The organism is Siccibacter colletis (genome assembly GCF_025914095.1).
In the GTDB taxonomy this organism is placed as follows: domain Bacteria; phylum Pseudomonadota; class Gammaproteobacteria; order Enterobacterales; family Enterobacteriaceae; genus Siccibacter; species Siccibacter colletis.
In genome coordinates this window covers 2,321,656-2,337,453 of record NZ_CP074352.1, presented here as the reverse complement: position 1 = coordinate 2,337,453, position 15,798 = coordinate 2,321,656, and the positions used below count along the sequence as shown (strand labels likewise).

Annotated in this window: 18 protein-coding genes; 12 read left to right on the top strand and 6 right to left on the bottom strand. The window is 58.3% G+C overall.

Annotated elements, in window-relative coordinates:
• Positions 1-116: 116 nt before the first annotated feature.
• Together KFZ77_RS11280 and pabB are read right to left on the bottom strand one after the other, a co-directional pair.
• A complete protein-coding gene (locus KFZ77_RS11280; RefSeq protein ID WP_406678774.1) occupies positions 117-698 on the bottom strand; it encodes a CoA pyrophosphatase in 582 nt (193 codons plus the stop codon).
• Positions 682-2,070: an aminodeoxychorismate synthase component 1 gene (gene pabB, locus KFZ77_RS11275; RefSeq protein ID WP_264384230.1), complete on the bottom strand. Its 1,389-nt coding sequence runs from the start codon at positions 2,068-2,070 to the stop codon at positions 682-684. Before pabB ends, KFZ77_RS11280 begins: the two co-directional genes overlap by 17 nt.
• Positions 2,071-2,166: 96 nt before the next feature.
• Here pabB and KFZ77_RS11270 point away from each other — a divergent pair, with 96 nt between their 5' ends.
• Positions 2,167-2,349 (top strand): YoaH family protein, encoded by a 183-nt coding sequence (locus KFZ77_RS11270; protein ID WP_035891534.1) that lies wholly within the window; start codon positions 2,167-2,169, stop codon positions 2,347-2,349.
• Between the two features lie 38 nt (positions 2,350-2,387).
• On the opposite strand, the gene KFZ77_RS11265 is transcribed toward KFZ77_RS11270, so the two are convergent.
• Positions 2,388-2,732: a RidA family protein gene (locus tag KFZ77_RS11265; protein ID WP_264384229.1), complete on the bottom strand. Its 345-nt coding sequence runs from the start codon at positions 2,730-2,732 to the stop codon at positions 2,388-2,390.
• A gap of 130 nt (positions 2,733-2,862) precedes the next feature.
• Here KFZ77_RS11265 and KFZ77_RS11260 point away from each other — a divergent pair, with 130 nt between their 5' ends.
• The 5 genes from KFZ77_RS11260 to rnd all read left to right on the top strand — a co-directional run bounded on the left by KFZ77_RS11260 (position 2,863) and on the right by rnd (position 9,233).
• A complete protein-coding gene (locus tag KFZ77_RS11260) occupies positions 2,863-4,773 on the top strand; it encodes an ATP-dependent DNA helicase (RefSeq protein WP_031523504.1) in 1,911 nt (636 codons plus the stop codon).
• A gap of 66 nt (positions 4,774-4,839) precedes the next feature.
• Positions 4,840-5,535 carry a tRNA (adenosine(37)-N6)-threonylcarbamoyltransferase complex dimerization subunit type 1 TsaB gene (gene tsaB / locus KFZ77_RS11255; RefSeq protein ID WP_264384228.1) on the top strand — a complete coding sequence of 232 codons (696 nt, stop codon included), beginning with the start codon at positions 4,840-4,842 and terminating at the stop codon, positions 5,533-5,535.
• Between the two features lie 37 nt (positions 5,536-5,572).
• A complete protein-coding gene (locus KFZ77_RS11250; protein WP_031523509.1) occupies positions 5,573-6,151 on the top strand; it encodes a Slp/YeaY family lipoprotein in 579 nt (192 codons plus the stop codon).
• A gap of 204 nt (positions 6,152-6,355) precedes the next feature.
• Positions 6,356-8,041 (top strand): long-chain-fatty-acid--CoA ligase FadD, encoded by a 1,686-nt coding sequence (gene fadD / locus KFZ77_RS11245; protein ID WP_264384227.1) that lies wholly within the window; start codon positions 6,356-6,358, stop codon positions 8,039-8,041.
• 70 nt (positions 8,042-8,111) lie between these two features.
• On the top strand, positions 8,112-9,233 hold the full coding sequence (gene rnd / locus KFZ77_RS11240) for a ribonuclease D (RefSeq protein WP_264384226.1): 1,122 nt from the start codon (positions 8,112-8,114) through the stop codon (positions 9,231-9,233).
• Positions 9,234-9,346: 113 nt separating this feature from the next.
• Here the strand turns inward: rnd and minE are convergent, their stop codons facing one another.
• The 3 genes from minE to minC are packed head-to-tail and all read right to left on the bottom strand — an operon-like array spanning position 9,347 to position 11,165.
• Entirely contained in the window at positions 9,347-9,613 is a 267-nt protein-coding gene (minE, locus tag KFZ77_RS11235) for a cell division topological specificity factor MinE (RefSeq protein WP_031523515.1), read from the bottom strand.
• A gap of 3 nt (positions 9,614-9,616) precedes the next feature.
• Positions 9,617-10,429: a septum site-determining protein MinD gene (gene minD, locus KFZ77_RS11230; RefSeq protein WP_031523517.1), complete on the bottom strand. Its 813-nt coding sequence runs from the start codon at positions 10,427-10,429 to the stop codon at positions 9,617-9,619.
• A gap of 25 nt (positions 10,430-10,454) precedes the next feature.
• The gene (gene minC, locus KFZ77_RS11225) at positions 10,455-11,165 is read right to left on the bottom strand and encodes a septum site-determining protein MinC (protein ID WP_031523519.1); all 711 of its coding nucleotides are present in this window, start codon (positions 11,163-11,165) and stop codon (positions 10,455-10,457) included.
• Between the two features lie 123 nt (positions 11,166-11,288).
• On the opposite strand from minC, the gene KFZ77_RS11220 reads away from it, so the two are divergent.
• From KFZ77_RS11220 to lpxP, 6 genes are all read left to right on the top strand, one after another.
• Positions 11,289-11,564 carry a YcgL domain-containing protein gene (locus KFZ77_RS11220; RefSeq protein ID WP_031523521.1) on the top strand — a complete coding sequence of 92 codons (276 nt, stop codon included), beginning with the start codon at positions 11,289-11,291 and terminating at the stop codon, positions 11,562-11,564.
• A gap of 73 nt (positions 11,565-11,637) precedes the next feature.
• Entirely contained in the window at positions 11,638-12,678 is a 1,041-nt protein-coding gene (locus KFZ77_RS11215; RefSeq protein ID WP_264384225.1) for a lytic murein transglycosylase, read from the top strand.
• A 56-nt stretch (positions 12,679-12,734) separates the two neighbouring features.
• On the top strand, positions 12,735-13,394 hold the full coding sequence (locus KFZ77_RS11210; RefSeq protein WP_264384224.1) for a fumarylacetoacetate hydrolase family protein: 660 nt from the start codon (positions 12,735-12,737) through the stop codon (positions 13,392-13,394).
• Between the two features lie 112 nt (positions 13,395-13,506).
• The gene (locus KFZ77_RS11205) at positions 13,507-13,953 is read left to right on the top strand and encodes a YcgN family cysteine cluster protein (RefSeq protein WP_264384223.1); all 447 of its coding nucleotides are present in this window, start codon (positions 13,507-13,509) and stop codon (positions 13,951-13,953) included.
• A gap of 225 nt (positions 13,954-14,178) precedes the next feature.
• Positions 14,179-14,472 carry a hypothetical protein gene (locus KFZ77_RS11200; protein ID WP_264386181.1) on the top strand — a complete coding sequence of 98 codons (294 nt, stop codon included), beginning with the start codon at positions 14,179-14,181 and terminating at the stop codon, positions 14,470-14,472.
• A gap of 297 nt (positions 14,473-14,769) precedes the next feature.
• A complete protein-coding gene (gene lpxP, locus KFZ77_RS11195) occupies positions 14,770-15,684 on the top strand; it encodes a kdo(2)-lipid IV(A) palmitoleoyltransferase (protein WP_264384222.1) in 915 nt (304 codons plus the stop codon).
• Positions 15,685-15,798: the final 114 nt, after the last annotated feature.

Sequence of the window (15,798 nt, the reverse complement as noted above, 5' to 3'; positions counted from 1 at the left end):
ACGCTAATATACTATTTTACTTAAGGCGCTGTTTTGCAGCATTTATCTCTGAAGTATAGCCTGGCTATGATGTAAACAACTGGGGGCAGCGCACAGATTTCACGCCTGGCCCGCGCTCAGACCTCGCCTTCCGGGCGAAGCCCGAGCTGAAGCGCCAGCTCGCGAATGATCCCCGCCGTCATACCCCAGACAAAGTAATGCTGATACCACGACAGCCAGACCCGATGCGCATTCCCGCGCCGATGAATATCCAGCGGATGGTAGCGCCCGAGGTTGAGCGCCTCGGCCAGCGGCATTTCAAACACCGCCGCCACTTCATCTTCGCTGGCGTGATAGTGCAGATCGGGCGGAATAATGCCCACTACCGGCGTGACCTGAAAACCGGTGACGCTGTCCACCGGCGGCAGAATGCCAATCACCTCGACACACTCCGGTGGGATCGCCACTTCTTCTTCGGCCTCACGCAGCGCGGCGGCAATCAGCGAGGCGTCGCTGGTATCCACCGCGCCACCGGGAAACGCCACCTGACCGGCGTGTTTACGCAGCCGTACCGAGCGCTGGGTCAGCAGCAGTCCGGGCTGCGGGCGACGCACTACCGGCACCAGTACGGCAGCCTGGCGCTGGTTAAGCGCGCCGCGCCCGGGGGCCGGACGCAGCAGCTGAAAACGGGATAAAAAAGTATCAAGCGTCAGATCCATCGCACGACTCCAGATTGCGTAAGATACGGTTAACTTTATCAAAAGTTTCCTGATATTCCGCGGCTTCCTCGCTGTCGGCCACGATCCCGCCTCCGGCTGAGCAGTAGAGCGTGCCCGCCGTGGCGGTAAGGGTGCGGATGGTGATGCTGGTATCCATAGTGCCGCAGGCGCTGATGTAGCCGATGCTGCCGCACCAGGCGTTGCGCCGCTGCGGCTCCAGCGCTTCGATGATCTCCATCGCCCGCACTTTTGGCGCGCCGGTAATGGAGCCGCCGGGGAAACAGGCGCGCAGCAGGTCGGTGGCATGGCGATCGGCGGGCAGTTCGCCGGTGATGGTACTCACCAGATGATGCACCGCCGGGAAGGGTTCCACCACGAACAGCTCCGGCACCCGCACGCTGCCCGGCGTGGCAACGCGCCCGATGTCGTTGCGCATCAGATCGACAATCATCAGGTTTTCAGCGCGATCTTTCGGTGATGCCGCCAGACGTTGCGCCTGCGCCGCATCGGCTTCTGCATCAGCCAGCCGCGGCAGCGTGCCTTTGATTGGGCGAGTTTCGATGCGGCGCTCGGCGAGGTGAATAAAGCGCTCCGGCGACAGGCTGAGTATCGTCTGCTCCGGCAGACGCAGGAAGGCGCTGAATGGCGCGCGGTTCGCGGCGTTGAGCTGAACAAACGCCTGCCACTCGTCCCCGGTGTACCCGGCGCTGAAGCGTTGGGCAAGGTTCACCTGATAACAGTCGCCGCTGGCGAGAAACGCCTGCACCTGACGAAATTTATCGCCATATTCGGCGCGGGTCATGTTCGCCTGCCACGGGGTGGTCAGACGCAGCGGGGCAGTCGCCGGCGCGGTTTGCGCCTCAAGCCACGCCAGCCGGGCGTGCACGTCGGTGCGACTGACCAGCGTCACGTTCTGCAGAAGGTGGTCGACAATCAGCGCCCAGTCATAAATGCCCACCGCCATATCCGGCGTCTGCACGTCGGCTTCGGCCTGTTCAGGCAGCGATTCGAAGCGGCGGCCTAAGTCATAGCCAAACAGGCCCATCGCCCCGCCGGTAAACGGCAACGCCGGGTCGGCCTCGCCGGACCAGTTCATGGCATCCAGCGCCTGCCGTAACAGCGCCAGCGGATCGGCTTGCTCTTCGCGCACGCCGGTGGCACTGGCTATAGCCGTCACCCCACCACGGGTCTGCAGCGTGACGTGCGGCTGGGCCACCAGCATGTCGAAACGATTGTGGGGATGATCGGCAAAACCCGAGTGGAGCAGCATCGCCCAGGGCTGATGGGCCAGCGGCGCAAAATAGCGCGCAGCGGCGTCAGGTTCCCAGGGGAGGGAGAGACGCGAGAGAGTGTGGTTCGATACGGTAGTCATTCACGCTAACCTGAAAGCCTGCGGTGGCGGTCACGGCTGGTAACCCCGCAGGGGACATGAAATAATAACAGCCCGCCAATGTATCAGGAGTCAATCATGTTTGCAGGTTTACCTTCACTTACCCATGAACAGCAGCAGCAGGCTGTAGAGCGAATTCATGATCTGATGACCCAGGGCATGAGCAGCGGTGAAGCCATTGCCCTGGTCGCGCAGGAGCTGCGTGAGAATCATACCGGCGAGCGCGTGGTCGCGCGTTTTGAGGATGAGGACGAGGAGTAACGCCCGGGCCGCCACCGTCACCCGGTAGCGGCAGACCATTACACGGCGGCGATAATCTTGATTTCCACCTTATAGCGCGGGTTCATCAGGCGGGCCTGCACGGTGCAGCGCACCGGCGCGGAGCCTGCCACCACCCACTCATCCCAGGCTTTGTTCATCAGCGCGAAGTCGTCCCCGTCGGCAAGGAAAATGGTGGCATCGAGAATGCGTGATTTGTCGCTGCCCTGCGCGGTTAACAGCGTGTCGATCTGCGCCAGGGTATTCCGGGTTTGTTCATAAGCATCAGCATCCAGATTTTCCGGCACGCCGGTGTAGTAGATAGTCTGATTGTGGATCACCGCGTCAGACCAACGATCTGCGGGATCGATACGCACGATTGTCATCGCTGTTTCCTTTTTCTGTTGTCATCAATGGTCTGCAAGCCTGCCATATTGTGCAGCGCGCGTCATCTCTTCGGCTGGCTAAAATCGGGCTGCCCTGACATAATCACTGGCAATTTCCACAGGGGGTAGTGTGACGGACGATTTCGCAGTCGACGGGCAACTCGCAAAAGCGATTCCCGGTTTTAAACCGCGTGAGCCACAGCGTCAGATGGCAGAAGCGGTCTCCGGGGCCATTGCACGCGGCGAGCCGCTGGTGGTCGAGGCCGGTACCGGCACCGGGAAAACCTACGCCTATCTCGCTCCGGCGCTGCGCGCGGGCAAAAAAGTCATCATCTCTACCGGCTCTAAAGCCCTGCAGGATCAGCTCTACAGCCGCGATCTGCCTACCGTCGCCCGCGCGCTTGAATTTAAAGGCAAGCTGGCGCTGCTGAAAGGCCGCTCCAACTACCTGTGCCTGGAGCGCCTGGAGCAGCAAACCATCGCCGGCGGCGATCTGCCGGTACAGACCCTGAGCGATGTGGTGATCCTGCGCAGCTGGGCCAACCAGACGGTGGACGGCGACATCAGCACCTGCGCCAGCGTTGCCGAAGACTCCCAGGCCTGGCCGCTGGTCACCAGCACCAACGACAACTGCCTCGGCAGCGACTGCCCGCTGTATAAAGACTGTTTCGTGGTCAAAGCGCGTAAAAAAGCGATGGATGCCGACGTGGTGGTGGTCAACCATCACCTGTTTCTCGCCGATATGGTGGTGAAGGAGACCGGCTTCGCTGAGCTGATTCCCGAAGCCGAGGTCATGATCTTCGACGAAGCCCATCAGGTGCCGGACATCGCCAGCCAGTACTTCGGCCAGTCCATCTCCAGCCGCCAACTGCTCGATCTCGCCAAAGACATCACCATCGCATACCGCACTGAACTGAAAGACACCCAGCAGCTTCAGAAGTGCGCCGACCGTCTGGCGCAGAGCGCCCAGGATTTCCGGCTCCAGCTTGGCGACCCCGGTTTTCGCGGCAACCTGCGCGAGCTGCTGGCCGACCCGAACATCAGCCGGGCGCTGCTGCTGCTCGATGACGCCCTGGAGCTGTGCTACGACGTAGCGAAGCTCTCGCTGGGCCGCTCGGCGATGCTCGACAGCGCCTTTGAGCGCGCGACGATCTACCGTGGCCGCCTGAAACGGCTGAAAGAGATCAACCAGCCGGGGTACAGCTACTGGTACGAGTGCAACGCCCGTCACTTTACCCTGGCGCTGACGCCGCTCACCGTGGCGGAGAAGTTCAAGGACGTCATGGCCCGCCAGCCCGGCAGCTGGATTTTTACCTCGGCGACGCTGTCGGTGAACGATGAGCTGCACCACTTCACCAGCCGTATCGGGGTGGACGAGGCGCAGACCCTGCTACTGCCCAGCCCGTTCGACTATGCCAGCCAGGCGCTGCTCTGCGTCCCGCGCAACCTGCCGGAAACCAACCGGCCTGGAGCAGGGCGTCAGCTGGCACAGATGCTCAGGCCGCTGATTGAGGCCAACAACGGGCGCTGCTTTATGCTCTGTACCTCCCACGCCATGATGCGCGATCTTGCCGAACAGTTCCGCGCTACCATGACGCTACCGGTGCTGATGCAGGGGGAGACCAGCAAAAGCCAGCTGCTGGACCAGTTCGTCAGCGCCGGTAACGCGCTGCTGGTAGCAACCAGCAGCTTCTGGGAAGGGGTGGACGTGCGCGGCGATGCGCTGTCGCTGGTGATTATCGACAAGCTGCCCTTTACCTCGCCGGACGATCCGCTGCTGAAAGCGCGCATGGAAGATTGCCGATTGCGCGGCGGCGATCCTTTTGCCGATGTGCAGCTGCCGGATGCGGTGATCACCCTGAAACAGGGCGTTGGCCGTCTCATTCGCGATACCGACGATCGCGGCGTGCTGGTGATCTGCGATAACCGTCTGGTGATGCGCCCTTATGGCGCGGTATTTCTCGCCAGTCTGCCGCCCGCGCCGCGCACCCGGGATATTAATCAGGCCGTTGCGTTTCTCGGCAAGCGCGAAGCCAGGTAATGTGGCGCGGAATGTGGTACTATCCGCGCCACTTTTTCTTTAGCTGACTGCGAGAGCGCTTATCTCATGCGAATTCTGGCAATTGATACTGCGACGGAAGCCTGTTCCGTTGCGCTGCTGGACAACGGCACCACCCACGCCCACTTCGAACTCTGCCCCCGGGAACACACGCAGCGCATTCTGCCAATGGTGCGCGATGTGCTGAACCAGGCGGGTGTTTCACTGTCTGATATTGATGCCCTGGCCTTCGGACGTGGGCCGGGAAGTTTCACCGGCGTGCGTATCGGGATCGGTATCGCCCAGGGGCTGGCATTCGGCGCGTCGCTGCCGATGATCGGTGTCTCTACGCTTGCGACCATGGCCGAAGGTGCGTGGCGCAAGACCGGGGCCACCCGCGTGCTGGCTGCCATTGATGCCCGCATGGGTGAAGTCTACTGGGCAGAGTACCAGCGTGACGAAAACGGCCACTGGCACGGGGAAGAAACCGAAGCGGTGCTCAAGCCGGAGGCGGTGACCGCGCGCCTGACGTTACTTGACGGTGAATGGGCTATAGTTGGCACAGGGTGGCAGGCGTGGCCTGACATGGCCGCCGGGTCCGGCATCACGCTGCGCGACGGCGACATGCTGCTTCCGCAGGCGCAAGATATGCTGCCGCTGGCGGCAACGAAACTGGCCCAGGGGCTGACCACCGCGGTGGATCAGACCGAGCCGGTCTACCTGCGTAATGAAGTGGCGTGGAAGAAACTTCCAGGCAGAGAGTAATTGCTCATCGCCCCCGGGCGGAGTTAAGGAGTTGCACATGGCAAGCCATAAGCTACTGGCAGGTTGTCTTCTCGCAGCGGCGACGCTGCTGTCCGGCTGCGTGACCGTGCCTGATGCCATCAAAGGCACCAGCCCGACCCCGCAGCAGGATCTGGCGCGGGTGATGAACGCGCCTGAGCTGTTTGTCGGCCAGGAAGCGCGCTTCGGCGGCAAGGTGATGGCGGTGGAAAATCAGCAGGGGAAAACCAGGCTGGAGATCGCCACCGTACGCCTGGATGAAGGCGCGCGCCCGACCCTTAATGAGCCGTCCCGCGGGCGTATCTATGCCGAGGTGACCGGTTTCCTCGACCCGGTAGATTTCCGCAATCAGCTGGTCACCGTCGTGGGGCCGATCACCGGCACCGCAGAAGGAAAAATCGGCAATACGCCGTATAAATTCCTCGTGATGCAGGCCCAGGGTTACAAACGCTGGCGCGTCACCCAGCAGGTAATGATGCCGCCGCAACCGATGGATCCCTGGTTGTGGGGACCGCATCCCTGGCGCGGCGGCTATGGTTATGGCGGGTGGGGCTGGTACAACCCCGGCCCGGCGGTGATCCAGAACGTTGTTGAATAACATCTTGATTTAGCAAGTAAAGAGACAGCGGCCGGTCCGCTGTCTCTTTGTTTGTACAACATCATAAAAATAATTAGTGACGCGCTTCGCAACCTGACATCGGGTTAATTAATAAACTGGTACGCTGAGTTAATATAATGTTAACGGCTTGTTTATTTGGTTGGGGTTGTGATGACGACAAACAGCAATTTCAGAGGTGAAGTAGTGAATAAGGTATGGCTTAACCGCTATCCATCCGACGTACCGGCCGAAATCAACCCCGACCGCTATCAGTCGCTTGTCGAAATGTTTGAGCACGCTACCGCGCGCTATGCCGATCAGCCCGCGTTTATGAACATGGGCGAGGTGATGACCTTCCGCAAGCTTGAAGAGCGCAGCCGTGCCTTTGCCGCTTATCTTCAGCACGGTCTGGGTCTGCAGAAGGGCGATCGCGTAGCGCTGATGATGCCCAACCTGCTGCAGTACCCGGTGGCGCTGTTCGGTATTCTGCGCGCCGGTATGACGGTGGTGAACGTTAACCCGCTCTATACCCCGCGCGAGCTGGAGCACCAGCTCAACGACAGCGGGGCCAGCGCGATCGTCATCGTTTCCAACTTCGCGCATACCCTGGAGAAGGTGGTCGCTAAGACCCAGGTTCGACACGTGATCCTGACCCGCATGGGGGACCAGCTCTCCAGTGCTAAAGGCACGCTGGTGAACTTCGTCGTCAAATACATCAAGCGGCTGGTGCCGAAGTACCATCTGCCGGACGCGATTTCGTTTCGCAGCGCGCTGCAGGCGGGCTACCGCATGCAGTACGTGAAGCCGGAACTGCTCGGTGACGACCTCGCGTTTCTGCAGTATACCGGTGGCACCACCGGGGTGGCGAAAGGGGCGATGCTCACCCACCGCAACATGCTTGCCAACCTGGAGCAGGTGAATGCCACCTACGGCCCGCTGCTGCATCGCGGTAAAGAGCTGGTAGTCACCGCGCTGCCGCTGTATCACATCTTTGCCCTGACCATGAACTGCCTGCTGTTTATCGAGCTGGGCGGTAACAACCTGCTGATCACCAATCCGCGCGACATTCCCGGCCTGGTCAAAGAGCTGGCGAAATATCCGTTCACTGCCATGACTGGTGTGAATACCCTGTTCAATGCGCTGCTGAATAATAAAGAGTTCCAGGCGCTGGACTTCTCTACGCTGAACCTCTCCGCCGGCGGCGGTATGCCGGTGCATCAGGCGGTCGCCGATCGTTGGGTGAAGCTTACCGGCCAGTTCCTGCTGGAAGGCTACGGCCTGACCGAATGCTCGCCGCTGGTGAGCGTCAACCCGCACGACATCGACTACCACAGCGGCAGCATTGGTCTGCCGGTGCCGTCCACCGAGGCGAAGCTGATTGATGATGCGGGCAACGAAGTGCCGCACGGCGAGCCGGGTGAGCTGTGCGTGCGCGGCCCGCAGGTGATGCTCGGCTACTGGCAGCGTCCGGACGCCACCGACGAGATCATTCAGGACGGCTGGCTGCGCACCGGTGATATCGCGGTGATGGACGACGAGGGCTTCCTGCGCATCGTCGATCGCAAAAAAGATATGATTCTAGTTTCCGGCTTCAACGTCTACCCGAATGAGATTGAAGACGTGGTGATGCAGCACAGCGGCGTGCGTGAAGTCGCGGCGGTCGGCGTGCCGTCCGGCGTCAGCGGCGAGACGGTGAAGATCTTCGTGGTCAAAAAAGAGGATGCGCTCACCGCCGAGGCGCTGATCGCGTTCTGTCGCCGCCACCTTACCGGTTATAAAGTGCCGAAGCTGGTGGAGTTCCGCGATGAGCTGCCGAAATCCAACGTCGGCAAAATTTTGCGGCGAGAATTACGTGACGAAGCGACAAAGCCAGGCAACAATACCCCCTGAGCGTTGATTACGTCGCCTGACGCCGGCTAAGCCGGCGTTTTTTATGGGCGCAAACCAAAGAGAATGTAATTTGAATTATCAGATGATCACCACCGACGACGCGCTGCGCACCCTGTGTGACGCCGTGCGTCAGTCACCCGCCATCGCCCTGGATACCGAATTCGTTCGCACCCGCACCTATTATCCGCAGCTGGGCCTGATTCAGGTGTTTGACGGCGAGCAGCTGGCGCTGATCGACCCGCTGCCCATCACCGACTGGGCGCCGTTCAAAGCGCTGCTGACCGACAGCGCCGTGACCAAATTCCTGCACGCGGGCAGTGAAGATCTTGAAGTGTTCTCCTCGCGCTTTGGCGTGATGCCGGAGCCGATGATCGATACCCAGATCCTGGCGTCGTTTACCGGTGAAGCGCTCTCCTGCGGTTTCGCCACGATGGTTGAAACCTGGACCGGCGTAAAACTCGATAAGAGCGAGTCCCGCACCGACTGGCTGGCGCGCCCGCTGACCCAGCGTCAGTGCGACTACGCTGCCGCAGACGTCTGGTATCTGCTGCCCATCGCCAACAAGCTGGTGGCAAAAACCGAAGCAGCAGGCTGGCTGCCCGCGGCGCTTGATGAGTGCCGTCTGATGATCAAACGCCGCAGTGAAGTGCTGACGCCAGACGACGCGTGGCGTGAGATTGGTAACGCCTGGCAGCTGCGCCCGCGTCAGCTCGCCTGCCTGAGGCTGCTGGCCGCCTGGCGTCTGCGCCATGCCCGCGAGCGCGATATGGCGGTGAACTTCGTGGTGCGCGAAGAGAATCTCTGGCAGGTGGCGCGTTATCTGCCGTCGAGCCTCGGTGAGCTGAGCAGCCTCGGCCTCTCCGGCAGCGAAATCCGCTTCCACGGTAAGACGCTGGTGGATATGGTCGCTCAGGCGCAGGCCTTGCCGGAAGAGGCGCTGCCCGAGCCGCTGGCAAATCTGGTGGATATGCCCGGCTATCGCAAAATCTTTAAGGCGATTAAAGCGCTGGTGCAGCAGGTGGGAGAAGAGAAGGGCGTTAGCGCGGAATTACTGGCATCGCGTCGTCAGATTAACCAGCTGCTGAACTGGCACTGGAAGCTGAAAGCGCAAAATAATATGCCGGAACTGATTAGCGGCTGGCGCGGAGAATTATTAGCTGAGCCGTTAAAAGCCGTGCTGAATGACGCCTGAATGCGCTGGATATAATTACAGGGGTCTGGCTGTGTATGCGCTAAATAATTTGCGCTGACGGCAAAATGGCTAAAAAAATAACCCAGGGCATGCCCTGGGTTATTTTATTGCGATTATTTTGTCTCTTCGGCTTCCGGCAACGTAACGTTGAGTTCCAGAATCGAGATATCGTCGCCTTTTTGTTCGAGCTGGACGGTGACCATTTCCGGATCTATCTGTACATATTTACAGATCACTTCCAGAATATCCCGCTTCAGCTGCGGCAAATAATGCGGTTCGGCATCGCTACGACGACGCTCGGCAACAATAATCTGCAATCGCTCTTTCGCGATATTTGCGGTGGTCTTTTTTCTGGAGAGAAAAAAGTCGAGTAATGCCATAACTTATCCTCCGAACAGGCGTTTGAGGAATCCTTTCTTTTCTTCTTCAATGAAGCGGAAAGGGCGTTCTTCTCCCAGAAGACGGTCAACGGTGTCGGCATAGGCTTTGCCGGCATCAGCATCGGAATCCAGAATAACCGGCTCGCCCTGGTTGGAGGCGCGCAGCACGGACTGATCTTCAGGAATGACGCCAACCAGCGGAATACGCAGGATTTCCAGCACGTCTTCCATGCTCAGCATATCGCCTTTGCTCACGCGGCCCGGGTTGTAACGCGTCAGCAGCAGGTGCTCTTTAATCGCGTCCTGGCCACGTTCGGCGCGGCGCGATTTTGAAGCCAGAATGCCGAGAATGCGGTCGGAGTCACGCACCGATGACACTTCCGGGTTGGTAGTGATGATGGCCTCGTCAGCGAAGTAGAGCGCCATCAGCGCGCCGGTTTCGATGCCCGCCGGGGAGTCACAGACGATGAAATCAAAATCCATGGTCTGCAGTTCATCCAGCACCTTTTCCACACCGTCGCGGGTCAGGGCGTCTTTGTCGCGCGTTTGCGAAGCCGGGAGAATAAACAGGTTGTCGGTACGCTTATCTTTGATCAGCGCCTGGTTTAAGGTGGCGTCGCCCTGAATCACGTTAACGAAGTCGTAAACCACGCGGCGTTCACAGCCCATGATCAGGTCAAGGTTACGCAAACCGATATCGAAATCGATAACCACGGTTTTCTTACCCTTCTGGGCCAGACCCGTAGCGATGGCCGCGCTGGAGGTGGTCTTGCCAACGCCTCCTTTACCCGATGTAACAACAATAATGCGTGCCATAAAGGTGTTCCTTGTTAAAAAGGGCTTAACTCAATGTGTCGACAGTAAGCACGCCGTCAGTCAGTTTCAACCGCGCTGCTTTGTCATAAAATTCGGCCGGGATTTGATCGCTCAGCCAGTATTCACCCGCAATAGAGACCAGCTCCGCCGCCAGGTGGGTACAAAATATTTGTGCGTCCCTGTCTCCGCTTGCGCCAGCAAGGGCGCGCCCGCGCATGTGACCGTAAATATGGATATTGCCATCGGCAATCAGTTCGGCACCGGCGCTGACGTGACTGGTCACAATCAAATCACAGTGTGGGGCATAAATGCGCTGACCGGAACGTACCGGAGCGTCAATTAAGCGTGATTTTGTGACCGGAGTAACAACAGGCGCAGCGGGAGAGGGGGCGTCGGTCTCGGGGGCCTTCGCAGCACGGGGGGCTTTCTCTTTGCCTTCAGTCAGCAACGGCAGGCCCGCCCGGGCGATCGCTGATTTGAGGCGTTCGTCTTTACAGCCGCTGATGCCCACCACGCGCAGACCACTTTGCGCGATAATGTGCTGCAGCTGCGTCCAGTCTGCTTCGCCATTGAGCTGTGAAACGTTCAGTACCACCGGCGCATTTTTCAAAAAAGCGGGCGCCTGGGCAATTTTGTCTTCCAGAGCCTGACGGATTACCTCGGGTTTTGCATCATGCAAATGAACCACAGATAAGGTGAAACTACTTCCTTTAAGCTCAATCGGCGTGTTTGACATCCTGGCCTTACTCAATTCAGTTTGAATCACCCATCACTGGATGATATTCCGAAGACTATCAGGCATGTTATAGTCACTATTATATTGAGGCAAGTCACCATCCGGACAAATTCGAGTAAAAATATGTTTTGTGCGATCTACCGAAGTAACAAACGCGATCAGACCTATCTGTATGTTGAAAAAAGAGACGATTTCTCTCGTGTGCCGGCGGAACTGATGGAAAGTTTTGGTCAGCCGATTCTGACGATGTTATTGCCGCTGGACGGTAAGAAAAAATTAGCCCACGCCGATTTGAGTAAAGTGAAAGAAATGCTCAACGCCCAGGGATATTATTTGCAAATACCGCCGCCGCCGGAAAATTTGCTCAAAGAACATTTAAAGTTACAAAACAATAAATAGTATTTGCTGCACATCCCGGCGCTTTCCTGGCTAAATTAACCAGATGTTATGGTGTAAACGTTCAGGAAAGCGCATGAAATACCTCACCCCAGGCCTCGTTGCCAGTACTGTTTTTTTCTCTGGCCTCTGTGCGGCGCAGCCCGCTGCTACCGCCCCGGCTCCTGAGCCCGCCACCACCCAGCGTCTGGCAGAGACGGGCCGTAACCCCGCTGAGTTTCCGGCCTACGTCGAGACCCTGAGAAGTAAAGCGCGCGCCGCAGGCATCAGCGACGCGACGCTCACTGCCGCCTTCGACAATATTCATTTTGTTGACCGGGTAATCAAATCCGACCGCGGTCAGCTCGAAAATAAAATCCTGCTTGATGATTATCTCACAAGGGTTATTACCCCTGAGAAAGTGCGCGACGCCCGGCGTATGGCACACGAGCATCGCCACGCTCTGCAGCGCATCAGCCGGGAGTACGGCGTACAGGCTCACTACATCGTGGCGCTATGGGCGATGGAAAGCCGCTTCGGTAAAATTCAGGGTAAAGAGGATGTCTTCTCGGCGCTGGCCACCATGGCCTTCGAAGGGCGGCGCGAGGCATTCTTTACCGGGGAGCTGATCGCTGCCCTGAAAATGGTGGATAAAGGTGAAATCACCGCTGATCAGATGAAAGGCTCGTGGGCCGGCGCGATGGGGCAGAACCAGTTTATGCCCAGCTCCTATCTGCGCTATGGCGCGGACGGGGATGGCGACGGCCGGATCGATATCTGGAACAATCTCGACGATGTGTTCGCCTCGACGGCCAACTATCTGGCGGAAGAGGGCTGGCAGATGGGGGAAGGGTGGGGGCGCGAAGTGCGGCTTCCCCAGGGCTTCGATAAAACCGAGGCTGGCACCGACAGCGGCCAGGGGAAAACCGTTAACGCCTGGCGCACCGCCGGCGTAACCCAGGCCGACGGGAGCCCGTTACCTGCGATTGACCGGCAGGCCTGGATTATTCTGCCGGAAGATGGTCAGCAGCGTGCTTTTATGGTCTATCCCAACTTCCGCACGCTGATGCACTGGAACCGCTCGTGGTACTTCGCGATCAGCATCGGTACGATGGCCGACGCCATTCTCAGCGATTGACAGCAGCCCGGCCGGACGCGGATAGTGTTTTTTCTAAATGACGACAGGGGAAGGATATGTATCAGCATCATAACTGGCAGGGCGCTCTGCTTGATTTTCCGGTCAGCAAGGTGGTGTGCGTCGGCAGCAACTATGCGAAGCACATTCAGGAGATGGGCAGCGCGACGCCGGAGGAGCCGGTGCTGTTTATCAAACCGGAAACGGCGCTCTGCGATCTTCATCAGCCGCTCTCGCTGCCCCAGGGGCTGGGCTCCGTTCATCACGAAGTGGAGCTGGCCGTGCTGATTGGCGCTACGCTGCGTCAGGCAACGGAAGAACACGTCAGCCAGGCGATTGCCGGTTACGGCGTGGCGCTGGATCTGACCCTGCGCGATCTGCAGGGCGCGCTGAAAAAGGCGGGGCGGCCCTGGGAAAAGGCCAAAGGCTTCGATAACTCCTGTCCGATCTCCGGCTTTATTCCCGCGGCGGCCTTTGACGGCGACCCGCAGAACGCGACGCTGGCGCTGAGCGTGAACGGCGAAATCCGTCAGCAGGGCACCACCGCGGAGATGATCCATAAGATCGTGCCGCTTATTGCCTATATGAGCCGCTTTTTCACTCTGCGCGCCGGGGATGTGATCCTGACCGGTACGCCGGAAGGCGTCGGCCCGCTGGCAAACGGCGATGAGCTGGTGGTCAGCCTTAACGGCGAATCCGTCACCACCCGGGTGCTGTAAACGCACCTCCCACCCGGCCCGCTTTGCGTGCGGGCCGTGCAGCTGATAGAATTCGCCTCCTTTTTGTCCGCCTGCAGCGCGGACGTCCGTGCAACAAAATGTGGTAAACGATATGGCTGACATCCCGTTCTGGCAGAGCAAAACCCTGGATGATATGAGTGACGCAGAGTGGGAATCCCTGTGCGACGGCTGCGGTCAGTGCTGCCTCCATAAGCTGATGGATGAAGACAGCGATGAAATCTACTTCACCAACGTTGCCTGCAGCCAGCTCAATATCAAAACCTGCCAGTGCCGCAACTATGAGCGCCGCTTCGACTACGAGCCGGACTGCATCAAACTGACGCGCGAAAACCTGCCGACCTTCGAGTGGTTACCGCATACCTGCGCCTATCGTCTGCTGGCAGAAGGCAAACAGCTGCCCGCCTGGCACCCGCTGATTGCCGGCTCCAAAGCCGCCATGCACGGCGAGCGTATCTCGGTGCGCCATATTGCAGTGCGTGAATCGGAAGTCCGCGACTGGCAGGACCATATTTTGAATAAACCGGATTGGGCACAGTAAACCCTTGAGGGGCCCGATAAACGCCCCCCCCGGTTCTGGTTATTACCCGCAAAATTAATTAGCCTGATAAATATTATTTTTTACCCGCTAACGATCGCTAATTAATATTCGCAATATATGTATTGCCCGCAGCCACGACACGCTATTTCATTATTGCCGTGAATCAATATTCACCGCATGATGGCGTGCTACCGTGGCGGTTCCCCTCTCTACAGGATAACCATGATGAACATCAGGGCGTCAGGCGTTGTTGTGTTTGTGGTAATTGGATTAATATTCAGCGATGCGGCGTTAGCAAAGGGTAGCCGCCCGTCGGATAACAAGATAAAAGAAGAAATTATTGCGGACTCGATTGCCGGGTACGATGGCAACTGTCCGTGCCCGTATAACCGGGCGCGCAACGGCAGTTCCTGCGGCAAGCGCAGCGCGTGGAGCCGCGCCGGAGGCGAAGCACCGCTCTGTTATAAAGATGATGTCAGTCAGGAGATGGTTGACGAGTGGCGCGCCACACACCATTAAAACAGGAGTAATCCGCTGGTGTGAATCACTGGTTCACACCCGGACATACTCTTTTGATTGGTTTACGAAAAAAGAGTATCTATTTAATGCGCTTCAGTGCATCGTAAGCACTCGTTGCGAAACCGTCGCTGCAGTCGCTTCTGCCTTTCCTCTTTGTCAGAAACATTCTCCTCCGCGGTAATAACACCCTTTCTATACCTGATGGCTGTTAATAACTCGTAATAACGTAGCGCCGTGCGGCACATTATTTGTGACCACAACCGCTACCACTTTTTTATTGCTGGTAGATGACACTGAATGCCTCAAAATTTTAAAACTGAATTTTTACATCCGCGCCACTGGATGACCTGGACTGGCGTAACCATTCTCTGGTTGCTGGTGCAGCTGCCTTATCCGCTGCTGGTAAAACTTGGCCGCACTCTGGGCCGCCTGGCGCGCCCGTTCCTGAAAAAACGTGAGTACGTTGCCAACCGCAACCTGGAATTGTGCTTTCCGGCGATGGATAACTTCTCGCGCAGCACGCTGCTGACCGATAACTTTACCTCGCTTGGCATGGCGCTGATCGAAACCGGCATGGCCTGGTTCTGGAGCGATGCCCGACTACGCAAGCACTTTGACGTAGAAGGCTTTGCCAACCTGCAGCGCGCCCTCGATCAGGGCAAAGGCGTGATGGTGGTCGGCGTGCACTTTATGTCGCTGGAGCTGGGCGGCCGAGTGATGGGCTTATGTCGTCCGATGATGGCGACCTATCGCCCGCACAACAACCCGGTGCTGGAGTTTGTGCAGACCCGGGGTCGCCTGCGTTCTAATAAAGCCATGATCGATCGCCGTAATCTGAAAGGCCTGGTCAGCGCGCTGAAGAAAGGCGAGGCGGTATGGTTCGCGCCGGATCAGGATTATGGCCGCAAGGGCAGCGTGTTTGCGCCGTTCTTCGCAATGCAGAACACTGCCACCACGAACGGCACCTTCGTTATCTCACGCCTCTCCGGCGCGGCGATGCTGACCATCACCATGATTCGGCGTAAAGATAACGCCGGCTATTGTCTCTATATCGGCGATATGCTTACCGATTACCCGTCGGGTAACGAGCAGGCGGCAGCAGGGTACATCAATAAAAAAATTGAAGATGAAATTCTGCGCGCCCCGGAACAGTATCTCTGGGTGCATCGCCGGTTTAAAACCCGTCCGCTGGGCGAAGCCGCCTCTTATTAATCGCCGCCTTAAGTCAGCCTGGCTGGCTTGCAGGCAGTAACAGCCGCACGCGAGAATTCCTTAATAAACGTGCGGCTTATTTTTTCATTCCGGTTATTTCCGCGTTAAATGCTT

Bases quoted from the DNA above. Each gene is read 5' to 3' on its own strand.
- minE (WP_031523515.1), bottom strand. From the start codon at position 9,613: ATGGCATTACTCGACTTTTTTCTCTCCAGAAAAAAGACCACCGCAAAT.
- KFZ77_RS11210 (WP_264384224.1), top strand. From the start codon at position 12,735: ATGTATCAGCATCATAACTGGCAGGGCGCTCTGCTTGATTTTCCGGTC.
- KFZ77_RS11250 (WP_031523509.1), top strand. From the start codon at position 5,573: ATGGCAAGCCATAAGCTACTGGCAGGTTGTCTTCTCGCAGCGGCGACG.
- pabB (WP_264384230.1), bottom strand. From the start codon at position 2,070: ATGACTACCGTATCGAACCACACTCTCTCGCGTCTCTCCCTCCCCTGG.
- tsaB (WP_264384228.1), top strand. From the start codon at position 4,840: ATGCGAATTCTGGCAATTGATACTGCGACGGAAGCCTGTTCCGTTGCG.
- KFZ77_RS11270 (WP_035891534.1), top strand. From the start codon at position 2,167: ATGTTTGCAGGTTTACCTTCACTTACCCATGAACAGCAGCAGCAGGCT.
- KFZ77_RS11265 (WP_264384229.1), bottom strand. From the start codon at position 2,732: ATGACAATCGTGCGTATCGATCCCGCAGATCGTTGGTCTGACGCGGTG.
- lpxP (WP_264384222.1), top strand. From the start codon at position 14,770: ATGCCTCAAAATTTTAAAACTGAATTTTTACATCCGCGCCACTGGATG.
- KFZ77_RS11200 (WP_264386181.1), top strand. From the start codon at position 14,179: ATGAACATCAGGGCGTCAGGCGTTGTTGTGTTTGTGGTAATTGGATTA.
- KFZ77_RS11205 (WP_264384223.1), top strand. From the start codon at position 13,507: ATGGCTGACATCCCGTTCTGGCAGAGCAAAACCCTGGATGATATGAGT.
- KFZ77_RS11280 (WP_406678774.1), bottom strand. From the start codon at position 698: ATGGATCTGACGCTTGATACTTTTTTATCCCGTTTTCAGCTGCTGCGT.
- minD (WP_031523517.1), bottom strand. From the start codon at position 10,429: ATGGCACGCATTATTGTTGTTACATCGGGTAAAGGAGGCGTTGGCAAG.
- KFZ77_RS11220 (WP_031523521.1), top strand. From the start codon at position 11,289: ATGTTTTGTGCGATCTACCGAAGTAACAAACGCGATCAGACCTATCTG.
- minC (WP_031523519.1), bottom strand. From the start codon at position 11,165: ATGTCAAACACGCCGATTGAGCTTAAAGGAAGTAGTTTCACCTTATCT.
- KFZ77_RS11215 (WP_264384225.1), top strand. From the start codon at position 11,638: ATGAAATACCTCACCCCAGGCCTCGTTGCCAGTACTGTTTTTTTCTCT.